The following is a 20,149-nucleotide window of genomic DNA, read 5'->3' as shown; positions in this document are numbered from 1 at the left end:
CCGGGGGCCGTCGCCATGGGCGGTGGATACCGCGCCCGGTGGTACGGAGGGCCGGTGGATACCGCGCCCGTGGTACGAGCGGCCCGCGCCGTACGACTCCAGGAGGGCGGGCACCTCCGCCCCGGGACAGCCGAGGTCCGCGGCGAGCCCGCTTAGGCTCGACATCATGCGACTCCGACTTCCCCGGTGGGCCGCGGTCACCGCCGTCCTCGCCGTTCTCGCGGGTGCCGGCACCTGGACCGCCGTCGCCTCGGACGATCCGCCGCCCGTGCACCGGGCGGACCGGATGCTCGACCTCGACGGGGCCCGACTCGACACCTCGTACTTCACCGGCGACGGAGACGGCCGCCGGCCGGCCGTCCTCCTCGGCCACGGCTTCGGCGGCTCCAAGGACGACGTCCGCGCCCAGGCCGAGCAACTCGCCCGTGACGGCTACGCCGTTCTCACCTGGTCCGCGCGCGGCTTCGGCGCCTCCACCGGGGAGATCGGTCTCAACGACCCCGACCGCGAGGTCAAGGACGCCCGGAAGCTGATCGACTGGCTCGCCGCCCGGCCCGAGGTCCTCCTCGACAAGCCCGGCGACCCGCGCGTCGGCGTCACCGGCGCCTCGTACGGCGGCGCGATCTCCCTGCTCGCCGCCGGGCACGACCCGCGCGTCGACGCCATCGCCCCGCAGATCACCTACTGGAACCTCGCCGACGCGCTCTTCCCGGACGACGTCTTCAAGAAGCTCTGGGCCGGGATCTTCTTCTCCGCAGGAAACCAGCCGGGCGCCCCGACCGGGGCGGGGACGGGCCGGACGGAGCCGGGCCGGACGGGGACGGGACAGGCCGGGACGGGGCAGCCCGCGTCCGGTAAGTCCGCGTCAGGGAAGACCGCGTCCGGGAAGTCCGTCGCCTGCGGGCGTTTCACCGCCGAACTCTGCTCCCTCTACGAGCGCGTCGCCGTCTCCGGCAAGCCCGACGCCGCCGCCCGCGCACTCCTCGAAGCCCGCAGCCCCTCCGCCGTAGGGGCCAAGGTCAAGGTGCCCGCCCTGCTCGTCCAGGGCCAGTCCGACTCCCTCTTCACCCTCGCCCAGTCCGACGCCATGGCCCGTACCCTCACCGCCAACGGCGCCCCCGTCGCCGTCGACTGGATCTCCGGTGGCCACGACGGCGGCGACCGCGAGACCGAGCGCGTCGAGCGGCGGATCAGCACCTGGTTCGACCGCTGGCTGAAGCGCGACACCTCCGTCGACACCGGCCCCGCGTTCCGCGTCAGCCGTACCGGCGGCGTCGACTCCACCGACGGCCGGGCCACCCTGCGCGCCGCGACCGCCGACCGCTACCCGGGACTCACCGCCGGCGCCACGAGCGTCCCGCTCGCCGGACCGGCGCAGACCTTCGCCAACCCCGCCGGCGCCGCACCGCCCGCCGTCTCGGCCGTCCCCGGCCTCGGCGGCGGAGTCGCCGGACTCTCCTCCCTCGGCGTCGGCCTCTCCCTCGACTTCCCCGGCCAGCACGCCCGGTTCGACGCGAAGCCGCAGGCCGAGCCGCTCCGGATCACCGGCACGCCGACCGTCCGCGTCAAGGTCACCTCCACCGCCACCGACGGTTCCGCCGTCCTCTTCGCCAAGGTGTACGACGTCGGGCCCGACGGCCGGCAGCAGGTGCTGCCCGCCCAACTCGTCGCCCCCGTCCGCGTCGACGGCGCCGAGGCCGGGAAGAGCGTCACGCTCACCCTGCCCGCCGTCGACCACGGGGTGGAGGCCGGGCACCGGCTCCGGCTCGTCGTCGCCGCCACCGACCTCGGCTACGCCTCCCCGACCGTCCCCGCCGACTACACCGTCGCCGTCGAGAGCCCGCTCACCGTCCCCACCGCGCCCGGCCTCGACACCCAGGCCGCCGCCCTGCCCTGGTGGGTCTGGGGCCTGCCGCTCCTCGGCCTCGCCGCCGCCGGCGCGCTGCTGCTCACCGCCCGCCGCCGCACGACCGCTCCCGCGCCCGACCCCGAACTGGCCGCCGTACCGCTCCAGATCACCGGGCTCTCCAAGAAGTACAAGGGCGGCGACCGGTACAGCGTCCGCGACCTGTCCTTCCGCGTCGAGCAGGGCCAGGTCCTCGGCCTCCTCGGGCCCAACGGCGCCGGGAAGACCACCACCCTGCGCATGCTGATGGGCCTGATCACCCCCGACGAGGGCGAGATCCGGGTCTTCGGCCAGGCCATCCGGCCCGGCGCCCCGGTCCTCTCCCGCGTCGGGTCCTTCGTCGAGGGCGCCGGCTTCCTGCCGCACCTCAACGGCCGGGAGAACCTGGACCTGTACTGGAAGGCCACCGGCCGGCCCGCCGAGGACGCCCATGCCGACGAGGCCCTGCGCATCGCGAACCTGGGCAGCGCCCTCGACCGCGCCGTCCGCACCTACTCGCAGGGCATGCGGCAGCGCCTCGCCCTCGCCCAGGCCATGCTCGGCCTGCCGGACCTGCTGATCCTGGACGAGCCCACCAACGGACTCGACCCGCCGCAGATCCGCGAGATGCGCGAGGTGATGATCCGGTACGCGGCCGGCGGCCGTACGGTCATCGTCTCCAGCCACCTCCTCGCGGAGGTCGAGCAGTCCTGCACCCACCTCGTCGTCATGGACCGGGGACAGCTCGTGCAGGCCGGGCCGGTCGCGGAGATCACCGGCTCCGGCGACACGCTGCTCGTGACGCTCGGGGCACCCGTCCCCGACGCCCTCGTGGAGAAGATCGACGCCCTCCCGGGCGTCGCCACGGCGACCCGGACCGACGGCGGGATCCTCGTCCGCCTCGACACCCTCGCCCCGACCGCCCTCATCGGCGAACTCGTCGGCCTCGACGTGCCGCTGACCGGCATCGGACCGCACCGGCGCCTCGAAGACGCGTTCCTGACCCTGATCGGAGGAGGAGCCGCATGAGCCCGCTGCTCGACACCCCCACGGCTCCGGTGGATTCCGCCCCCGGCTACCGAGCCGGACGCACTCTGCCGCTGCGCGTCGAGGCCCTGCGCCAGTGGAAGCGCCGCCGCACCCTGATCATGGTCGGCATCCTGGTCGCCCTGCCGTTCGTTCTGCTGATCGCCTTCGCGATCGGCGGCGACCAGGACGGCGGCGGCAACGGCCGCATCACCCTGATGGACACGGCGACCGCCTCCGGCGCCAACTTCGCCGCGACCTGCCTCTTCGTCTCGGCCGGCTTCCTCCTCGTCATCCCGGTGGCGCTGTTCTGCGGGGACACCGTCGCCTCCGAGGCGAGCTGGTCCTCCCTGCGGTACCTCCTGGCCGCGCCCGTGCCCCGGTCCCGCCTCCTCGCCTCCAAGCTGACGGTCGCCCTCGCCTACAGCGCGGCCGCGATGGTCCTCCTGCCGCTCGTGGCCCTGGCCGTGGGTACGGTCGCCTACGGCTGGGGGCCACTCCAGCTGCCCACCGGCGGTGCGGTGCCCGCCGGGGACGCGGTGCTCCGCATCGGTATCGCCGTCGCCTTCGTCTTCGCCTCCCAACTGGTCACCGCGGGCCTCGCCTTCTGGCTCTCCACCCGCACCGACGCCCCGCTCGGCGCGGTCGGCGGAGCCGTCGGCCTGACCATCGTCGGCAACGTCCTGGACGCCGTCACGGCGCTCGGCGACTGGCGCGAGTACCTGCCCGCGCACTGGCAGTTCGCCTGGATCGACGCGCTCCAGCCGCAGCTGGAGTGGGGCGGGATGGTGAAGGGCACGGCGATCTCCCTGACGTACGCCCTCGTCCTCTTCGCGCTCGCCTTCCGCGGCTTCGCCCGCAAGGACATCGTGTCGTAGGTGTCGTGGGCCCTGAGCAGCATTCCTGCGCAGGGCCCTACGGTCTTCTTCTCACAGCCACCCCCTTCGAGCCGCTTCCGCACCCGCGCGGAAGCGGCTCGTCGTGCCGAGGGCCGCCATCAGCTCGCCGACCCGCCGGCTGTACGTCCGCGCGGACATGCCGAGGCGGGCCGCCGCCGTCTCGTCCGTGAGCCCCGACAGGAGGGCGTCGAGCACCGGACGCAGCTGCGGCGGGAGATCGCTGGGCGGCCGCGGGGGCGGCGGCGCGAACGTGAGCTCCTCGGCCGTCGCCCAGCAGGCGTGATGGGCCCGGGCGAGGGCCTGCACCACCACCGGGTCGCGGATCAGCAGCAGCCCGTTGTAGAGCAGTTCCAGGTCGAGCGGGACCGCGGCCACCGTCCGGTCGACCACGATCATCTTGAACGGGATGGCCTCCGCAAGGCGGGCCCGGCCCGGAATCCGGAGCCCGCTCTCAAGGCGTGGCAGAGCATGCCGCGGCACGATCCGTCTGACCTCGCCGGCCCGCTCCGCCGCCGCCCGCATGCACGCCGCCGCCAGCTCCAGGAACGGCTCGGGGATCGCGCAGCCCGCCGACGCGACCGGGTCGTCGAAGGTCAGCAGCTCGTACCGCGTGGAAGCGGCCAGCCCGGCGAGCGCCGCGCTGATGCGCCGCGCACCCCGGACCGGGCGCCCCGCGGGCCGCTGTCCCTCGGTCGCGGCCCGGTTCATCGCCGAACGGGCGAGCATCACGGAGCCCGCGCTCTCTGCCACCGCTGACCACCCCCGCCCGATCGATGTCCACTCCATGTACGCACGCGACTGCACACGGTGACAACCCCTGTTGAAAAGGATGGCGAATCCATGCCACCCGTGGTCACCCCGGTCGCCGTTGCCGCATCGAGATGCATCCGCAACTCCTTCGACTGCTCCCAGCGGGCCTCCCGTTCGTCACATTCGCAAGTGCCCTACCAAGAGGGGGAGATGACATGGAACGACACATCACGGCGGCGGCCGGGCGTCGCCGTGGCCGGTTCTCGGCCACGGTCGCGGGTCTGCTCGCGGCCGGACTCGCGATCGGAGGCTGCGGCGCGAACGGCGAACGAACCAGCGCCGACCGGTCGAACCGCGAGGCCGGCCGCACCGCCCCGGCGGCCCCCGACGGAGCGGGCACCGCGAACCCGGAGGGCGTGCGGGAGGACGGCGGCCGGCCCTCCGCGGCGCCCGCCCCCGACTACCTGTCCACCTTCGCCCTGGACGTGGACACCGCCTCGTACGGCTACGCCCGCCGTACCCTCGCCGAGGGCCGGCTGCCCGACCCGGCGACCGTACGCCCCGAGGAGTTCGTCAACAGCTTCCGCCCCGACTACCCGCGCCCCTCGGACAACGGCTTCAGCGTGACCCTCGACGGGGCCCGCGCCGGGCAGGACGGCTGGTCCCTGGTCCGGGTCGGACTCGCCACCCGCGCGGCGGACAAGAGGGGCGAACGCCCGCCCGCCGCCCTCACCTTCGTCGTCGACGTCTCCGGCTCGATGGCCGAGCCGGGCCGGCTCGACCTGGTCAAGGAGTCGCTCGGGCTGCTCGCCGACGAGCTCCGCGACGACGACTCGATCGGTCTGGTCACCTTCAGCGACGCGGCCGAGACCCGGTTGCCCATGACCCGGGTGGGCGATGCCCGCGGCCGGATCCGCGAGGTGGTGGACTCCCTCACCACGAGCTCCTCCACCAATGTCGAGGCAGGCGTCCGCGCCGGCTACGACGTCGCCGTCGACGGTCACCGCAAGGGCGCCACCAACCGGGTCGTACTGCTCTCCGACGCGCTGGCCAACACCGGTGCCACCGAGGCGGGGACGATCCTCGGGCGCATCGAGGAGGAGCGGAAGCAGTACGGGATCACCCTCTTCGGCGTCGGGGTGGGCAGCGACTACGGCGACGCGTTCATGGAGCAGCTCGCCGACCGGGGCGACGGCCAGACCACGTACGTCTCCAACTCCGCGCAGGCCCGCAAGGTCTTCGTCGACCAGCTGCCCGCCCATGTCGAGCTGCGCGCGCGTGACGCCAAGGCACAGGTCTCCTTCGACCGGCGGACCGTCGAGAAGTTCCGGCTGATCGGCTACGAGAACCGGGAGGTCGCCGACGAGGACTTCCGGAACGACCACGTCGACGGCGGCGAGATCGGCGCCGGTCACACCGTCACCGCGCTGTACGCGGTCAGGACCAGGGCCGGGGCGACCGGCCCGGTCGCCACCGCCACCGTCCGCTGGCTCGACCCGGCCACGCGCGCGCCCCACGAGCGTTCCGGCTCGGTCGGCACGGCCGGCCTCACCGCCGACATCTGGGGCGGCGGCCACGACAGTCTGCAGCTGACGGCGATCACCGCCTACTTCGCGGACGCCCTGCGGGGCGGGGGCCTGCCGGGCGCCCCGGGGTTCCGGGCGCTCGCGGGCAGCGCCGACGCGATCGCCGGACGGTCGGGTTCGGCCGTGGTCCGGGAGCTGGCCGACGCCGTACGCCAGGCCGACGTGCTGTTCGGGCGGGCCGTGGGGCCGGACCGGACGCCGGAGGGTGGGGCCACTCGCGAGGGTGAGCTGCGGTCGGGCGACCCGTACAGCTGACGGGCGCGGCGGGCAGGGGACGGCGGTCGGGTGGCAGGCAAGCGACGGCGCGCGGCGGGCAGCGGGTCGGATCGGCCGCTTGCGGGTCACAACGGCCGCTCGCGGTCCAGAATGGCCGCATGGCCTCCCTGTTGCTCGCCCTCGCCGTCGGATGCACCGGCCTGTACGCCGGTTTCATGCTGATCTTCCAGACCGGGATCATGCCCGCGCTCGCCCGTCTGACGGACGCCGAGTTCGTCGTGGCGATGCGCCGGATCAACGAAGCCGTCCCGAGGGGCGTGTTCCTGGTCGTCTTCCTCGGGGTGGTCGCCTTCCCTGCCGCCGCGTTCTTCGTCCCCGTCGACGGGCGGACGGACACCCAGAAGTGGCTCGTCCTCGCGGGGCTCGTGTGCGCGGCCCTCAATCACGTGGTCACCGTCGGCGGCAACATCCCGCTCAACAACGCGCTGGCCGCCTCGGAGGCCACGGGTGACGAGCCGTCGGCCGTCCGGGCCGCCTTCGAGAGGCGCTGGAACGGTTTCCACCGTGTCCGCACGCCGCTGATCGTCGTCGCGTTCGGCCTGCTGACGGCCGCGGCGGTGCTCTAGAACCGCCGGAACCGCTCTGGAACCGTACCCTGCGGACGGTTTCTGGCGTGATCTCGTGCGTGTCGGACCCTTCGCGATCCGCAAGAGCCCTGCGAAAGCGTACCCCTGAGTCCGGAAACAGCCTTCCGGCATGCGTTGGTCTGCGCCAGTGACGAAAATCTTACGGCCTTATACCCCCGCAAAGGGGGTGAATCACCCCGATATCCCGGGTTGGGTTTCCGTACCCTCCGGTTTCTTATTGACATGCCTACGGGGGTCTTTTCTAATCATCGAGAGTCATCCCACGCGCTGACACCGCACAGACACTGAGGGGGCAAGGTGGACGTCCGGATTCTGGGGGGACTGTCGGTACGTGAGCACGGGGTGTCGATCACGCCGACAGCCGCCGCGCCTCGGCAGCTCCTCGCCCTGCTCACCGCCAGCGCCGACCAAGTCGTCCCCGTGACGGTGCTCACCGAGGAACTGTGGCCGTCCGGCGCCCCTCGTGGCGCCCGCACCGAACTCCAGGCCCACATAACCGAGTTGCGCACCCTCATCGCGGGTGCGCTGCGCGGCGCCGCTCCGGCGGAACCCGGGCCCGGCTGGTCCGACCGGCGCTCCGCCGACGCGATCCTCGTCTCCCAGCCCGGCGGCTACCGGCTCGACACCGGCGGCGGCACCAACGACGTCCGGCAGTTCGAGCGCGCGGCCGGCGCCGGCTACCGCGCCATGGAGGCCGGCGACCTCGCGCGCGCCGCCCTCCGCCTCGGCGAGGCACTCGCCCTCTGGCGCGGCGAACCCTATGCGGGCGTCGCCGCGGGACCCCGGCTCCGCAGAGAGGTCGAGCGCCTCGAAACCTCCCGGCTGAGCGTCCTCGACCAGTGGGTGGAAGCACAGCTGGGCCTCGGCCGGCACGCCGAACTCGTCTCCGAACTCTCCGGTCTCGTCGCCCGCTACCGCACCAACGAGCCCCTCCACGCCCACTACATGGTGGCCCTGCTGCGCTGCGGCCAGCACGACGAGGCCCTCACCGTGTACGAGCGGCTGCGCGTGGCCCTCAAGGGAGAGAGCGGCATGGAGCCCTCTGCGCGCCTGCGCCGCCTCCAGCGCTCGGTCCTCGCCGTACGGAACACCGCGGTCCGCCCCCTGTACGCGCCCCGCATCCCGGCCCAGTTCAGCCCGCCCCGGGCCCGGCTCGTACCGGCCGGTTCCGTCGGCTGACCGTCAGACGCGGCCGCCGGCCCGCCCGTCCGAGGGCGACCGGCCGACCGTCCGACGCGGCCCAGGGCGGCCGGCCCGACCAGCCGGACACCTCCCAGGGGCCTTCACCGGGAATGAAGTGCGGCAACTCACCGTTGACCGACTCCCGAAGCCGAACTAATTTCGGCGAGCAGTACGGGTTTCCTCCCAGGTGCCCGATTTCGCTCGACAACGGGGGACAGGGCCATGACCTTGCACGGCGCGGACGGCGCGGACGGAGCCGATGGCACCGACGCGCTGCTCACGGTCCTCGAACTGCTCGCCCGGCAGGCCCCGCCCGCCCGCTTCGACACCCTCCTCGACGAGGCCCGTCTCACCGGCCTCGCCGGAGCGGAACTCGACCGCCTCGAACGGGCCGTCGCACTCGCCGGTGAGGTCCACGCCGGACGCGAGCAGGACGTGCGCCGCGAGCGCGAGCAGGACGCGCGCCGCGAGGACGGGCTCGCCACGCTCATCGACACCGCCCGCGACCTGACCCTCTCGTACGACCTCGACAGCCTGCTGCGCGTGATCACCCGCCGCGCCCGCCGGCTCCTCGGCCTCGACCTCGCGTATGTGACGCTGCGCGGCCCGCACGGAGCCTGCTACGTCCACACCACCGAGGGCTCCCGCCCCGGACAGGCCGGCGGACCGCGACTCGCCCCCGGGCTCAGGATCGCCGAGGGGTACGGACTCGGCGGCGCCGTCCAGCTGCACGGCGAAGCCGTCTGGACCGCCGACTACCTCGCCGACGAGCGCTTCGCCCCCTCCGGCTCCCTCGACGCGGGCGTCCACGCACCCGCCTTCGACGAGGCCGCCGAAGCGGCCCTGCGCGCCGAGGACCTGCACGCGATCATGGCCGCGCCGCTGCGCAGCGGCGACACCGTGATCGGCGCCCTGCACGGCGCCGACCGGCGGGTCCGCGACCACACCTCCGAGGAGATCGCACTCCTCACCGCGCTCGCCGACCTCGCCGCGCTCGCGGTCGAGAAGGCCGGACTCCTCGACCGCACCCGGGCCGAGGTGTCCGAACTCGAACGGGACAGCTCCCGGGTCCGCACCAGCCTCACCCGGATGCGGCACGTCAGCGAGGCCCACGGCCGCATCATGAACCTCGTCCTCGCGGGCGGCGACCTGGGCAGCGTGGCCAAAGCCGCCGCCGACGCCCTCGACGCGACCGTGATGATCCGCGACCAGGGCGGCCAGTCCCTCGCCATCGCCGGCGACCTGCCCGGCCTCGACGAGGAGGCCGTCGCCAAGGCCTCGCTCGACGCGCACGCCCGCCGCCGCCCGGTCCTCGCCGACGACGACACCTGGGTCGCCCCCGTCATCGCCGGCTCCGAGGACCTCGGCGGCCTCGTCATCCGCGCCGCCGGCGGCCTCACCGGAGAGGACGAGCGGCTCCTCGAACTCGCCGCCCAGTCCGTCGCCTTCCTCCTCCTCATGCGGCGCTCCACCGCCGTCGCCGAAGGACCCGTACGCGACGAACTCCTCGACGACCTCATCGCCGACCCGCCGCACGCACCCCAGCAGATCGCCCAGCGCGCCCGCCGCCTCGGCGTCGACCTGCGCAAACCGCACGTCCTCGTGCTCGCCCGGCCGGAGGGCGGCGAACAGGGCAGGGCCGTGGTGTGGGCGTCCTCGTACGCGTACCGCCTCAGTGGTCTGAAGACCGTGCAGGGCGGCTGCATCGTGCTGCTGCTCCCGGGCATCGACGCCTCGGCCGCCGCCAGGGCCGTCGCCGCGGAACTGTCCCCGCTGCTCGGCCACCCCGTCTCCGTCGCCGCCGCCGGACCCGGCTGGAGCCCGGACGGCGTCGCCCGGCTGCACCAGGAGGCCGGCCGCTGCCTGGACGCGATGAGCGCGCTCGGCGGCACCGGCTCGGCGGCGTCCGTGCAGGACCTGGGCTTCCTCGGGCTGCTGCTCTCCGACGACAACGACGTCGACGGCTTCGTCGAGGCGGCGATCGGACCCGTACTCGACTACGACGCCGAGCGGTTCACCGACCTCACCCACACCCTGGAGGCGTACTTCGCCTCCGGGGGCAGCCCGACGAACGCGGCCGAGGCGCTCCACGTCCACCCCAACACGGTCTCGCGCCGCCTGGAACGGATCGGTGAACTCCTCGGCCCCGAGTGGCAGAAGCCGGGCCAGGTCCTGGAGGTCCAGCTGGCGCTGCGCCTCCAGCGCACCCGGGAGGTCCTGGCCAGGGCCCGTGCCACGACGGACCCGGGCCGACAGCTGCCGGGTCCGCCGGAGCGCACCGGCTGATCGCCGTGCGCACACGCTGATCGCCGAGCCGCACACACTGATCGCCGGAGCGCACCGGCCGATCGCCGTGCGCCCCGGCTGATCGCCGCGTGGGTCAGCTCGCCGTACGGCCCGAGCCGTAGCCGGAGCCGTAGGACGCCTCCCAGTCGGTGGACGCCATGACCGTCGCCGCGTGGGCCGCCGACGCCAGCGTGATGTGCCGGTGCCAGCCGCGGAACGAGCGGCCCACGAAGTCCCGCAGCCCCGCCCCCTCGCCGACCTCCACGAAGTCCCGCTCCACCCGGCGGGCCAGCTTCGTCAGTCGCAGCAGCGAGCCGACCGGCGAACCGGTCAGATCGCTGATCCACACCCGGGCCGGAGCCCGGCGCGGGTCGTCCCACTCGCCGAGCAGCACCAGCGGACGCATCCGCTCACCGCCCGGCGTGGGCAGCGCCACCCGGACCGCCGTGGCAAGGGAGGTACGCGAGGTCCGCGCGCCGGCCACCGTGTCCACCCAGCTCACCGGCCTGCGCAGGCCCTTGAGCGACTCCAGGATCTGCATGGCGGACAGCGGTCCGGCCCCGAATCCGGGCAGCGAACGGTCGGCGATCGCGAGCCGGGAACCCGGACCGATCCGGGCCACGACCGGCACCCCGGCCCCGGCGAGCCGGGTGAGGGCCGCCCGTCCCGCGCCGCCCCGGATGTCGAGCAGCACCGGCTTGCGGGTCACGTCGGACCAGCGGGCGGTGTCGAGCGCCGCCGCCACCGCGCACTCCTCCAGGGTCTCCTCGCCGGCCTCCTGGGGAACCTCCGCGCGGTCGCGCCGCGTGCGGTCGTTCACCCAGGGGTCCGGCAGGAACAGACGCCAGTTGACGGGGACGCTCAGCTCGTCGCTCGCGAACCACACCCCGAACGCCTGCTGGCCGTGGAAGACCTGCCCGCGCTCCGGGTCGAAGCGCCGGTCCACGCCCACCGAGTGCTCGCCGGCCTTCGGGATCGGCATCGGACGCACCACCCAGGCCTGCGGGCAGCTGTTCCGCTCCAGGTACCGGGCGAGCGCCGCCCGCATCGGCTGCCAGTCCCAGGTGGAGCTGGACACGAAGTGGTGCAGGCTCTGCTCGGCTGCGGGACCGCCTATCTGTGCGGCGATGTTACGGATGGACTTGCGGCCCTGCGCGGTGAGCAGGCCGTGCAGATACTGCTCGGCCTTCAGACGCTGGTCACGGCGCGGGAAGCCGGAGAACAGCGCGGCACACAGCTCGGCGTAGACGTCCTCGCGCGAGTCGGCCGCACCGACGGACCTGACGACGCCCAGGGGAGCGGCCGGAGGAACAGCCCCGGTGACGGCCTTGCGCTTGATTGCGACGGATGTACTCACGACACTCCTGCCCGAAGGTTGCGCAGCTCCCTCCCGCTGCACCACCACCGTCGCCCGTCACCGCCCCCGGGGACGAGGTGTACCCGGCACCCGAATCGGCCGCCGGATGGTGGCCGGACCACCTCCCGACGTGTCGTCGCAGGTCACAGCCGTCTCCACGCATCTTCTACGGGCCCTCGTCACGCTCCTCCGGAATACCCCGCGGGGGATCTGACAGACTCGCCGAACCGGCTTTGACCCGTCGCACGGCGTGGCCGGACCATCGCAGAGCGAGGCTGCACGGGCCGGACCCCGGTTAATGCCCCAGGCCGGGGGCCGTGCCTGTGCGCCTCGCCTTGATCCGTCCCTCGTACGCTTGCGGCCATGGGACTGCGCGCAGAACTGCCGGTCGTCGGAGTGGTGGCCGCCGGTGGCGCCCTCGGCGCATCCGCCCGCTACGGCGCGGAGCTGCTCCGGCCGACGCCCGAAGGCGCCTTCCCCTGGACGACGTTCACGGTCAACGTGATCGGCTGCGGTGTGCTCGGCGTGCTGATGGTCCTGCTCACGGAGCGGTCGGCCGAGTGGTCGACCGAGGCCCCGCACCCGCTCCTCCGCCCCTTCCTCGGCACCGGATTCTGCGGCGGGTTCACCACCTTCTCGACGTACAGCCTCCAGACGGAGCGGCTGCTGAGCGCCGGCGATCCGGCGCGCGGTCTGCTCTACCTGGCCGGGACCCTGGTCACCGCGCTCGCCGCCGTCTGGGCCGGGGTCGCCGGCACCAGGGCCGTACGCAGGAGGGCGGGGCGGGGACGGGTGGGGCGCGCGTGAACTGGCTGCTCGTCGTCGCCGGAGCCGCCGTCGGCGCGCCCCTGCGCTACCTCGCGGACCGCGCGGCGCGGGCCCGGTTCGGCCCCGGCTTCCCCTGGGGCACGTTCACGGTGAACACCGTCGGCTCGTTCGTGCTCGGGCTGCTCACCGGGGTGGCGTCGACCCACGTCCATCTGCTGCTCGGCACGGGTCTGTGCGGGGCGTTGACGACGTACTCGACCTTCTCGTACGAGACGCTGAAGCTGTACGAGGACGGGGCGAAGGCGCACGCGGTGCTCAACGTGGCCGGGAGCCTGGCCGCCGGACTCGGAGCCGTATGGCTGGGAGTCCGGACGGCCGGGCTGGTCTAGGCAGGGGCCTCAGGCGGTGATCCAGTCGCTGGTCGCGATCACCGGCTGGACTCCGTCACGGTGGATGGTGCCCTCGATGAGGCCGTACATCCGGTCCGCCGCGAAGTACACCTCGTTGTCGTTCTTCAGGCCGAAGGGCTCCAGGTCCACCAGGAAGTGGTGCTTGTTCGGCAGGTTGAGCCGGACCTCGTTGACCGTGGAGACGTTGTCCAGGACCCGGTCGGCCATCGCGTGCAGCGTCTGCTGGAGCGAGTAGCTGTACGTCTCCGCGAACGCCTCCAGCATGTGACGGCGCACCTTCTGGTACGAGCGGTCCCAGTCGTGCTCCTCGTCCGCCGCCGCCGGGGCCGAGTTCGCCCAGCGGGCGGTGACCTTGGTGGCGAGGATCCGGTCGTACGCCTCCTGGAGCGTCGTGTACCTGTCCTTGATGAAGCCGTGGAACTCGGAGTTGGTGGAGTTCATGACCGTGAGGTCCTTGAGGCCCGAGAGGACCTGGAGACCGGTGTTCTCCGAGTAGGTGATCTGCGCGGTGCGGACCTCCTGACCCTGGCGGACGAAGGAGTGCTGCTCCTTGCGGGTGGGGACGGAGATCCGCTCCCAGGCGTACTCCTCCACCCGGATCTGCGCCCCGTGGATCACCGGCTGCGAGCTCACGAAGTGCTTGGCCAGGAGGATGCCGAAGGCCTCGGGGGAGGCCACGCCGTGCTCCTTGGCGAAGGCGTAGACCGTGTTCTTGGTGGTGTCGGTCGGCAGGCAGTTGCCGTTGTCGCCGGTCAGATGGACGTCGCGGTACTCGCCGCGCAGCGCCACCGACACGTTCAGGTCGCGGATCTCGTGCCAGGCGCCGTCGTTGCCCTTGCGGGTGACCGTGACGATGCGGTTCTCGGCCTTGCCGTACTGGTTCTGCGCCAGGACGTGCTTGCTCATGCTGCTCAGCTCCTGCGGGTACGTGGATACGGATATCCCGTACGCCCGGCGTCCAGCGCCCCCCGTCGTCCCTGAGGGTCCCGCTCCCCGCCGTCCGACCCGTGAACGGCGGGCCGCCCCGGGACTGACGAGCATCCCGGTCCGTAGGTTTCGCTCGAAGATATGGCCCCTTCCGGCCACTGGCAATGGGGAGGGCTTCGCGTAGGGGAAGCGTCAAGACGGGCATTAGCGGCGTTAGGGGCACGTCAACGGAGGCGGCGAGCGGCCTGAGGAGAGGTTTCCTCATCTCGTCCGAGAATCCGCTTCTCGTCCGAGAATCCGTTCTTCCTTCTTCCTGCATCCGGGAGCTCACGATGGCCGACGTGGCCTTCGTCGTCACCACGGTCGCGATCTTCGCGCTGGTGGCCTTCATCGCCAAGGGGGTGGCCAAGCTGTGAGTGCCGAGAACATCGTCGGTCTGCTCGTCGCGGCCGCCCTGCTGGGCTATCTCGTCCTCGCCCTCGTCAAGCCCGAGAGGTTCTGAGTACGGATATGAGTCCTGTTCTTGCTGGGGTTCTCCAGCTCCTCGCGCTGATCGTCGCGCTCGGTCTGTCGTACCGGCCGCTGGGTGACTACATGGCGCGGGTCTACTCCTCCGACAAGCACCTGCGGGTGGAGAAGTGGATCTACAAGGGCATCGGCGCCAACCCGTCGGTGGAGATGCGCTGGCCCGCCTATCTGCGCGGTGTCCTCGCCTTCTCCGCCGTGAGCGTCCTCTTCCTCTACCTGCTCCAGCGGGTGCAGGGTTCGCTGCCCGGCTCGCTGGGCTTCGTGTCGATCGACCCGGATCAGGCGTTCAACACGGCCGCCTCGTTCGTGGCGAACACCAACTGGCAGTCGTACTACGGCGAGCAGGCCATGGGCCACGTCGTGCAGACCGGCGGCCTGGCGGTGCAGAACTTCGTCTCGGCGGCGGTGGGCATCGCGGTCGCGGTCGCCCTCGTCCGCGGCTTCGCCCGGTCCCGTACCGGTGAGCTGGGCAACTTCTGGTCCGACCTGGTCCGCGGCACGGTCCGCATCCTGCTCCCGATCTCGGTGATCGGCGCCCTGGTGCTCGTCGCCTGTGGCGCGATCCAGAACTTCGCCGGCATCCACGAGGTCGGCCAGTTCATGGGGGGCAGCCAGCAGTGGAACGGCGGGGCGGTGGCCTCGCAGGAGGTCATCAAGGAGCTGGGCACGAACGGCGGCGGTTACTTCAACGCCAACTCGGCCCACCCCTTCGAGAACCCCAACGGGCTCTCCAACCTCTTCGAGATCTACCTGATCCTCGTCATCCCCTTCGCGCTCACCCGCACCTTCGGCCGCATGGTCGGCTCGCTCAAGCAGGGGTACGCGATCCTCGGCACGATGGCGACGATCTGGCTCGTCTTCACCGGTCTGATGCTGTGGACCGAGTTCGCCGGCAAGGGCCCGGCGTTCGAACTGGCCGGCGGTGCGATGGAGGGCAAGGAGACCCGCTTCGGCATCAGCGCGTCGGCGATCTTCTCGGTCGCCACCACACTGACCTCGACCGGCGCGGTGAACTCCTTCCATTCCTCGAACACCGGCTTCGGCGGCGGGATCAACCTCCTGGGCATGCAGCTCGGCGAGATCGCGCCCGGCGGCGTCGGCTCCGGCCTCTACGGCATGCTCATCATGGCGATCATCGCGGTGTTCATCGCCGGGCTGATGGTCGGCCGGACCCCGGAGTACCTGGGCAAGAAGATCGGCACCCGCGAGATCAAGTTCGCGGCCTGCTACATCCTCGTCACCCCGGCGCTCGTCCTCGGCTTCACCGCCGTCGCCATGGCGCTGGACACGCCGTCGAACTCGATGACGAACTCCGGCGCGCACGGATTCTCCGAGATCCTCTACGCCTACACCTCGGGCGCCAACAACAACGGCTCCGCCTTCGCCGGTCTGAACGCGGACACGCAGTGGTTCAACTCGACGATCGGCATCGCGATGCTGCTCGGCCGGTTCCTGCCCATGGTGTTCGTCCTCGCGCTGGCCGGCTCGCTGGCCGAGCAGACGCCCGTACCGGAGACGGCGGGCACCCTGCGGACCGAGAAGCCGCTGTTCACCGGCCTCCTCGTCGGCACGATCCTCATCATCACCGGTCTCACCTACTTCCCCGCCCTCGCGCTGGGACCGCTCGCCGAAGGGCTCGCAGCATGAGCACCATCACTCCTACCCGGCCCCCGCAGTCGGGGGCGCCCAGCGGCCGGCCGGCCGAGGCCGGACGCGTCGGCAGCGGACTGTTCGACCCCAAGCAGCTGGTCACGTCCTTCCCGGACGCGATCAGGAAGCTCGACCCGCGGGTCATGGTCAAGTCCCCGGTCATGTTCGTGGTGTTGATCGGTTCGGTCGTGACCACCGCGCTCGCGGTCAAGAACCCGGGGGACTGGTTCGGCTGGGCGATCACGGCCTGGCTGTGGCTGACCACGATCTTCGCCAACCTGGCGGAGGCGGTGGCCGAGGGACGGGGCAAGGCGCAGGCCGACACCCTGCGGAAGGCCAAGACGGACACGGTCGCCCGCCGGATCATCGGCAAGAGCGAGGAGCGGGTCCCGGGAACGGAGCTCCGCATCGGTGACCTGGTGGTCTGCGAGGCCGGCGACATCATCCCCGGGGACGGTGACGTCGTCGAGGGCGTGGCCAGCGTCGACGAGTCCGCCATCACCGGCGAGTCGGCTCCGGTCATCCGCGAGTCCGGCGGCGACCGCTGCGCCGTCACGGGCGGTACGAAGGTCCTCTCCGACCGGATCGTCGTCAAGATCACGACGAAGCCCGGCGAGACCTTCATCGACCGGATGATCGCCCTGGTCGAGGGCGCCGCGCGGCAGAAGACCCCCAACGAGATCGCGCTCAACATCCTGCTCGCCTCGCTGACCATCGTCTTCCTGCTCGCGGTCGTGACGCTGAAGCCGTTCGCGATCTACGCGGGCGCCGACAAGCAGACCTCGCTCATCGTCCTCACGGCACTCCTTGTCTGCCTGATCCCGACGACGATCGGCGCGCTGCTCTCGGCGATCGGCATCGCCGGCATGGACCGGCTCGTGCAGCGCAACGTCCTCGCGATGTCGGGGCGTGCGGTCGAGGCCGCGGGTGACGTGTCGACGCTGCTGCTCGACAAGACGGGCACGATCACGCTCGGCAACCGCCAGGCATCGGAGTTCGCCCCGGTCGCCGGGACGACGGAGGCCGAACTCGCCGACGCGGCCCAGCTGTCGTCGCTCGCGGACGAGACGCCCGAGGGCCGCTCGATCGTGGTCCTGGCGAAGGAGAAGTACGGGCTGCGGGAGCGCCACCAGGGCGAGCTCGCCGGCGCCGAGTGGATCGAGTTCACCGCCCAGACCCGGATGTCGGGTGTGGACCTCGTCGAGAACGGGGCCGGGCGGAAGGTGCGTAAGGGCGCGACCGGTTCGGTCGTGGCATGGGTGAAGGAGCGGGGCGGCAGTGTCTCCGAGGACGCGCAGGCGCTCACGGACCGGATTTCCCAGGCTGGTGGCACGCCGCTGCTGGTGGCTCTGGAGGACGGCAAGGGCGCGCGGGTCCTGGGTGTCATCCACCTGAAGGACGTCGTGAAGGAGGGCATGCGGGAGCGGTTCGACGAGCTGCGCCGGATGGGCATCCGTACGGTCATGATCACGGGCGACAACCCGCTGACCGCGAAGGCGATCGCCGAGGAGGCGGGCGTCGACGACTTCCTCGCCGAGGCGACGCCCGAGGACAAGATGGCGCTGATCAAGCGGGAGCAGGCGGGCGGGAAGCTGGTCGCGATGACCGGTGACGGTACGAACGACGCACCCGCGCTCGCGCAGGCGGACGTCGGCGTGGCGATGAACACGGGCACGTCGGCCGCGAAGGAGGCCGGCAACATGGTCGACCTCGACTCCAACCCGACCAAGCTCATCGAGATCGTCGAGATCGGCAAGCAACTCCTCATCACCCGAGGCGCGTTGACGACCTTCTCGATCGCCAACGACGTGGCGAAGTACTTCGCGATCATCCCCGCGATGTTCGCGGTCGCCTACCCGTCGCTCGACAAGCTCAACATCATGGGCCTGGCCTCGCCCGAGTCCGCGATCCTCTCCGCGGTCATCTTCAACGCGCTGATCATCGTGGCGCTCGTACCGCTCGCCCTCAAGGGCGTCCGCTACCGGCCGAGCAGCGCCGACTCCATGCTGCGGCGGAATCTGGGGATCTACGGCCTGGGTGGCCTGATCGCCCCGTTCATCGGCATCAAGATCATCGACGTCCTTCTTTCTCTCATCCCCGGAATCGGCTGATCGACATGAACACTTCCGTAGGAAGCACAGGACGTCTGCTCTGGGCGGGCCTCCGCGCCCTCCTCGTCCTGACCGTGATCACCGGCGTCCTCTACCCGCTCGCCGTCACCGGTATCGCCCAAGTGGCCTTCCCCGGCAAGGCGAACGGATCCGAGGTCACCGACGTGAGCGGCAAGGCCGTCGGCTCGGAACTGATCGGCCAGACCTACAACCTGCCGCTCAAGGAGGGCGAGGAGACGGCGGCCCCGGACCTGCGCTGGTTCCAGCCGCGCCCGTCGAACGGCCTCGGCTCCAACAGCGTCAACACCCAGTACTCGATCATCCTCTCCGGCGCCACCAACCGCTCCGGCGACAACGAGGACCTGATCCAGTGGGTCAAGGACGCCAAGGCTGCCGTCATCAAGGACAACTCCACCGCTTCGTACACGGTGAAGGCGTCGGACGTCCCCGCCGACGCGGTCACCTCCTCCGGCTCCGGCCTGGACCCGCACATCTCCCCGGAGTACGCGACGCTCCAGGTCCACCGCATCGCCGAGAAGAACAACCTCGACGTCGCGGCGGTCGACAGGCTCGTCGCCGACCACACCGACGACCGCATCCTCGGATTCATCGGCGAGCCCCGCGTCAACGTCCTCCAGCTCAACATCGCGCTGAAGGCGCTGGTGGCGGCCCGGGGCTGAGCCGCGCCCGTCAGGCGCCCGGCAGCACCCGGGTCTCGACCATGGGAAGTCCCTTGACCCACCAATGGTCGTAGCGGCTGTAGACCCGGCGGTCACGGGCGGCCAGGAAGCCGTCGAGCGCCTCGGCCTCCTTCGCGAGTTCCGCCCAGACCCGGGCGGGCAGCGGGTGGAAGGCCGAGGCCTCGATGCCTCGCTCGACGGGGCGCCAGACCCCGGCCACGTACCCGTCGACGAGCAGCGTCGGCAGCGTGTCGCCGTTCACGCGGATCACGTGCTTGCGGTACTCGGCCGGGATCACGCGGCTGCGGTCCGCGTAGGCCAGCAGGATGCTGTCCCACATCGCCATCAGCCGGGGCGGCGCCGGGACGTCCTCGTCGGGCCGAGGCGCCCCGGGTACGTCGTGGAGCACCGCCCCGCCGGGCCCCTCCACCTGCTCGAGCTCGCCTTCGAGCAGCCGTACCGCCTCGCGCACCTTCCCCCGCGGCGCCAGCGTGAACTGCGCCATGTCGGGTACGGACGCCGGCCCGAAGCCCTCCAGGTAGCGCCGGATCAGGACGGCGAGCCCCGCCGTCGCCGCCTCCGGATCACCGAGCACCGGCAGCGGCGCGCTCGCCGTCACGAACGACTGCGCCGCCCCGAACGACCACGGCGGACCCGTCGGCGCGTGCCACAGCGGCGCGTACTGCCGCATCATCCGCCACACCACGGCCTCCACCGGCCCGCCCCGCGCCGCCTCCAGGCGCTCCCGCATCTCGGCCCCGGTACGCGCCTCCCCGGCGTACTCGAGGAGAGCGGGCAGCAGGGCGTCCGCGTCGGCGGCCGTGAACCCCGCCGCCTTGAACCGGGGGTCGTGGAGCCGCGAGCCGCGCAGCGTCGGCTCCATGCCCTCCCGGAAGGCCCGGTAGTCCCCGGCGTGCACCAGGTGCAGCGTGAGCCGCATCAGGGTCGACCTGACCAGCTCGAAACCCTCCACGGCCTTGTCGAGCCGCGCGGGGTCGAAGCCGGCGACGCGGTTCCACAACGCGACGTAGGGCGAACCCGGTTGCTGCGCCTGCAGCGCCACCACCTGCCGTACGGCGTCCTCGACGCCGATCGACACCCGTTCGAGCAGCAACTGCCGGGCGAGGGTGGAGCGGTTGAGGGCGCGCGCGGTGATGGCCATGGCGCGATTCTGCCTGCCGGCGGCCCGTGGGGGCTTCCTGGGGCTTCGGCTCTCTGGGCCTCACGGGTTCCCGGGCTCA

At 72.0% G+C, this 20,149-nt stretch carries 17 protein-coding genes; 13 read left to right on the top strand and 4 right to left on the bottom strand.

Annotated elements, in window-relative coordinates; translation table 11 throughout:
* Window positions 1–166: 166 nt before the first annotated feature.
* Both OG462_RS16780 and OG462_RS16775 read left to right on the top strand, forming a co-directional pair.
* Window positions 167–2,914: a CocE/NonD family hydrolase gene (locus tag OG462_RS16780; protein WP_406058362.1), complete on the top strand. Its 2,748-nt coding sequence runs from the start codon at window positions 167–169 to the stop codon at window positions 2,912–2,914.
* Window positions 2,911–3,789, top strand: coding sequence for an ABC transporter permease (locus OG462_RS16775; protein WP_406058360.1), 879 nt, complete (start codon window positions 2,911–2,913; stop codon window positions 3,787–3,789). The genes OG462_RS16780 and OG462_RS16775 overlap by 4 nt, the downstream gene beginning before the upstream one ends.
* 51 nt (window positions 3,790–3,840) lie before the next feature.
* Here the strand turns inward: OG462_RS16775 and OG462_RS16770 are convergent, their stop codons facing one another.
* Entirely contained in the window at window positions 3,841–4,560 is a 720-nt protein-coding gene (locus OG462_RS16770) for a DNA-binding response regulator (protein ID WP_406058358.1), read from the bottom strand.
* 215 nt (window positions 4,561–4,775) lie between these two features.
* On the opposite strand from OG462_RS16770, the gene OG462_RS16765 reads away from it, so the two are divergent.
* From OG462_RS16765 to OG462_RS16750, 4 genes are all read left to right on the top strand, one after another.
* Window positions 4,776–6,401 carry a vWA domain-containing protein gene (locus OG462_RS16765; RefSeq protein ID WP_406058357.1) on the top strand — a complete coding sequence of 542 codons (1,626 nt, stop codon included), beginning with the start codon at window positions 4,776–4,778 and terminating at the stop codon, window positions 6,399–6,401.
* 119 nt (window positions 6,402–6,520) lie between these two features.
* The gene (locus OG462_RS16760; protein ID WP_406058355.1) at window positions 6,521–6,988 is read left to right on the top strand and encodes a DUF1772 domain-containing protein; all 468 of its coding nucleotides are present in this window, start codon (window positions 6,521–6,523) and stop codon (window positions 6,986–6,988) included.
* Between the two features lie 318 nt (window positions 6,989–7,306).
* Complete coding sequence (locus OG462_RS16755) at window positions 7,307–8,188, top strand: BTAD domain-containing putative transcriptional regulator (protein ID WP_406058353.1); 882 nt, start codon at window positions 7,307–7,309, stop codon at window positions 8,186–8,188.
* Window positions 8,189–8,413: 225 nt separating this feature from the next.
* On the top strand, window positions 8,414–10,477 hold the full coding sequence (locus OG462_RS16750; RefSeq protein WP_406058351.1) for a helix-turn-helix domain-containing protein: 2,064 nt from the start codon (window positions 8,414–8,416) through the stop codon (window positions 10,475–10,477).
* Window positions 10,478–10,571: 94 nt separating this feature from the next.
* On the opposite strand, the gene OG462_RS16745 is transcribed toward OG462_RS16750, so the two are convergent.
* A complete protein-coding gene (locus tag OG462_RS16745) occupies window positions 10,572–11,834 on the bottom strand; it encodes an IS701 family transposase (RefSeq protein ID WP_406058350.1) in 1,263 nt (420 codons plus the stop codon).
* 363 nt (window positions 11,835–12,197) lie between these two features.
* On the opposite strand from OG462_RS16745, the gene crcB (OG462_RS16740) reads away from it, so the two are divergent.
* Together crcB (OG462_RS16740) and crcB (OG462_RS16735) are read left to right on the top strand one after the other, a co-directional pair.
* Window positions 12,198–12,641, top strand: coding sequence for a fluoride efflux transporter CrcB (crcB, locus tag OG462_RS16740; RefSeq protein ID WP_406058348.1), 444 nt, complete (start codon window positions 12,198–12,200; stop codon window positions 12,639–12,641).
* On the top strand, window positions 12,638–12,991 hold the full coding sequence (gene crcB, locus OG462_RS16735; protein ID WP_406058347.1) for a fluoride efflux transporter CrcB: 354 nt from the start codon (window positions 12,638–12,640) through the stop codon (window positions 12,989–12,991). Before crcB (OG462_RS16740) ends, crcB (OG462_RS16735) begins: the two co-directional genes overlap by 4 nt.
* A gap of 9 nt (window positions 12,992–13,000) precedes the next feature.
* On the opposite strand, the gene pucL is transcribed toward crcB (OG462_RS16735), so the two are convergent.
* Window positions 13,001–13,918, bottom strand: coding sequence for a factor-independent urate hydroxylase (gene pucL / locus OG462_RS16730; RefSeq protein ID WP_406058345.1), 918 nt, complete (start codon window positions 13,916–13,918; stop codon window positions 13,001–13,003).
* A 185-nt stretch (window positions 13,919–14,103) separates the two neighbouring features.
* On the opposite strand from pucL, the gene OG462_RS16725 reads away from it, so the two are divergent.
* Genes OG462_RS16725 through OG462_RS16705 form a run of 5 tightly spaced genes read left to right on the top strand, consistent with a single transcriptional unit; the run spans window position 14,104 to window position 18,908 of the window.
* Window positions 14,104–14,355 (top strand): hypothetical protein, encoded by a 252-nt coding sequence (locus OG462_RS16725; protein ID WP_406058343.1) that lies wholly within the window; start codon window positions 14,104–14,106, stop codon window positions 14,353–14,355.
* Window positions 14,352–14,441: a K(+)-transporting ATPase subunit F gene (gene kdpF, locus OG462_RS16720; protein ID WP_033204243.1), complete on the top strand. Its 90-nt coding sequence runs from the start codon at window positions 14,352–14,354 to the stop codon at window positions 14,439–14,441. Before OG462_RS16725 ends, kdpF begins: the two co-directional genes overlap by 4 nt.
* A gap of 8 nt (window positions 14,442–14,449) precedes the next feature.
* Window positions 14,450–16,114, top strand: coding sequence for a potassium-transporting ATPase subunit KdpA (gene kdpA, locus OG462_RS16715; protein WP_406058341.1), 1,665 nt, complete (start codon window positions 14,450–14,452; stop codon window positions 16,112–16,114).
* Window positions 16,111–18,228 (top strand): potassium-transporting ATPase subunit KdpB, encoded by a 2,118-nt coding sequence (kdpB, locus tag OG462_RS16710; RefSeq protein ID WP_406058339.1) that lies wholly within the window; start codon window positions 16,111–16,113, stop codon window positions 18,226–18,228. Before kdpA ends, kdpB begins: the two co-directional genes overlap by 4 nt.
* Before the next feature lie 5 nt (window positions 18,229–18,233).
* Window positions 18,234–18,908: a potassium-transporting ATPase subunit C gene (locus OG462_RS16705; RefSeq protein ID WP_406058337.1), complete on the top strand. Its 675-nt coding sequence runs from the start codon at window positions 18,234–18,236 to the stop codon at window positions 18,906–18,908.
* Window positions 18,909–18,918: 10 nt separating this feature from the next.
* On the opposite strand, the gene OG462_RS16700 is transcribed toward OG462_RS16705, so the two are convergent.
* Complete coding sequence (locus tag OG462_RS16700) at window positions 18,919–20,070, bottom strand: winged helix DNA-binding domain-containing protein (protein ID WP_406058335.1); 1,152 nt, start codon at window positions 20,068–20,070, stop codon at window positions 18,919–18,921.
* Between the last annotated feature and the right edge of the window lie 79 nt (window positions 20,071–20,149).

The sequence above is a fragment of the Streptomyces sp. NBC_01077 genome (assembly GCF_045162855.1).
In the GTDB taxonomy this organism is placed as follows: domain Bacteria; phylum Actinomycetota; class Actinomycetes; order Streptomycetales; family Streptomycetaceae; genus Streptomyces.
The sequence above is the reverse complement of the archived record's forward strand: the minus strand, read 5'-3'. Positions and strand labels throughout refer to the sequence as shown.

Coding starts and splice junctions, on each gene's coding strand:
- OG462_RS16780 (WP_406058362.1), top strand. CDS start 167: ATGCGACTCCGACTTCCCCGGTGGGCCGCGGTCACCGCCGTCCTCGCC.
- OG462_RS16775 (WP_406058360.1), top strand. CDS start 2,911: ATGAGCCCGCTGCTCGACACCCCCACGGCTCCGGTGGATTCCGCCCCC.
- OG462_RS16765 (WP_406058357.1), top strand. CDS start 4,776: ATGGAACGACACATCACGGCGGCGGCCGGGCGTCGCCGTGGCCGGTTC.
- OG462_RS16760 (WP_406058355.1), top strand. CDS start 6,521: ATGGCCTCCCTGTTGCTCGCCCTCGCCGTCGGATGCACCGGCCTGTAC.
- OG462_RS16750 (WP_406058351.1), top strand. CDS start 8,414: ATGACCTTGCACGGCGCGGACGGCGCGGACGGAGCCGATGGCACCGAC.
- crcB (WP_406058348.1), top strand. CDS start 12,198: ATGGGACTGCGCGCAGAACTGCCGGTCGTCGGAGTGGTGGCCGCCGGT.
- pucL (WP_406058345.1), bottom strand. CDS start 13,918: ATGAGCAAGCACGTCCTGGCGCAGAACCAGTACGGCAAGGCCGAGAAC.
- OG462_RS16725 (WP_406058343.1), top strand. CDS start 14,104: ATGGGGAGGGCTTCGCGTAGGGGAAGCGTCAAGACGGGCATTAGCGGC.
- kdpA (WP_406058341.1), top strand. CDS start 14,450: ATGAGTCCTGTTCTTGCTGGGGTTCTCCAGCTCCTCGCGCTGATCGTC.
- kdpB (WP_406058339.1), top strand. CDS start 16,111: ATGAGCACCATCACTCCTACCCGGCCCCCGCAGTCGGGGGCGCCCAGC.
- OG462_RS16705 (WP_406058337.1), top strand. CDS start 18,234: ATGAACACTTCCGTAGGAAGCACAGGACGTCTGCTCTGGGCGGGCCTC.
- OG462_RS16700 (WP_406058335.1), bottom strand. CDS start 20,070: ATGGCCATCACCGCGCGCGCCCTCAACCGCTCCACCCTCGCCCGGCAG.